Source organism: Synechococcus sp. R55.8 (genome assembly GCF_047461895.1).
Taxonomy (GTDB): Bacteria; Cyanobacteriota; Cyanobacteriia; order Thermostichales; family Thermostichaceae; genus Thermostichus.
Window position 1 is genome coordinate 1 of sequence record NZ_JANSIB010000180.1, and the last position, 1,278, is coordinate 1,278.

1 protein-coding gene is annotated in these 1,278 nt (G+C 63.2%); it reads right to left on the reverse strand.

Going from position 1 to position 1,278, the window contains the following annotated elements:
- Nucleotides 1–1,221, reverse strand: a 1,221-nt coding sequence (locus NW829_RS12235) for an NAD(P)/FAD-dependent oxidoreductase (protein WP_414417201.1), incomplete at its 3' end; no start/stop codon positions are given.
- Between the last annotated feature and the right edge of the window lie 57 nt (nucleotides 1,222–1,278).

Here is a 1,278-nt window from a genome sequence, read left to right on the forward strand (position 1 = left end):
CATGGCCGCAAACACCCTGCTCAACAGGCGGTTAATGCTATTGGGATCCCAACTTTTGTTCTGCAGAGGGGGAATCATGGCCTTCTGAAATAGCCAGGTCACGGCCAAGTTGGGCTGGTAGGGTTGCAGCAGGGCCAGGGCTGCCTGGTTCAACTGCCGTTGCGCCAGGGCCTCGTGGATCCCCTGCTGTAGGCGATCCAGGTGGCGCAGCATTGCCCCAAAGCCGCCAAAGCTGAGGGGAGACTGGCTGCCACTGCTGTCCCCCACTGCCAACAGGCGATCCCAGGGCAGTTGCAGAGGGCTACGGCGGTAAGCGGGAAAAACGCCGCACAGCTTGCGCACCCAGCGGATCTGGGCCAGCTCCACCCCCTGGTAGGCTGGCAGCAGCCGGCAGTAATCCCGCCAGAGCTGCTCTAGACTAGGCCGCCGGGGATCCCGGTCGCAGTAGGTGAACAGATAGGTGGTGCGCCCATCGCGGGCGGGGAAGGCTTCCCAAAAGGGCTGGTAGCCATTCTGGGCCGGGGTAAAGCTGTAGAAGAGATCCCCGCTGGGTTGGTCGGGCAGCCCTTGGGCACAGGATCCCACCACCAGACAGACGCTATCTGGCGGCTGCCCTTGGCGAGCCTGGGCCGCGATGGGCGAGCGGTGCCCCATGGCATCCACCAGCAGTTGAGCACGGATCTGTCCCTTGGTGGTCTGGAGGCAGATCCCATCGGGGTGAACGGTGGCACTTTGAAAGGCAGTCTGCTCCCACACTTGGCCCCCCCAGGCCAGGAAATGCTGCTTGAGGAACTCCAGGAGGCTGACTGGATCCACGCCCACATTCAGCACTCCCTCCACCCACCAGTGGGGGCCCTCCCCAAAGCCAATCCGCCCCCTCGGGTAGTGGGTAACCTGGACTGCCTCCCACTCGGGCGGGGTAAGCAGCTCCAGCTCTAACAACACCTGCAGCTCCTGGTGTGAGGTGTTCCACTCCTGCTCCCGCCCCCGCAGGATCCCGCGCTCCAGCAGGATCACCCGCCAGCCCCGCTTGGCCAAAGCCGCTGCCAAGAAGATCCCCAGGGTGCCACCGGCAATGACAACATCCACCTCCCAGCTGCCCAAGCTCTGGGAAGCCTGCTGCACGACTGTCGGCGGTAACTCCCTCCGCCTCTGCCGCAGGGATCCCCACCAGGCATCCGAGGCGGGCAAGGCTTCCGGCGGGGGGACAACTTCAGCCATCGGCAGGAGCATGACTCTAGTCAATAATAAGCTCAACTATACTGAAAATAATGTATA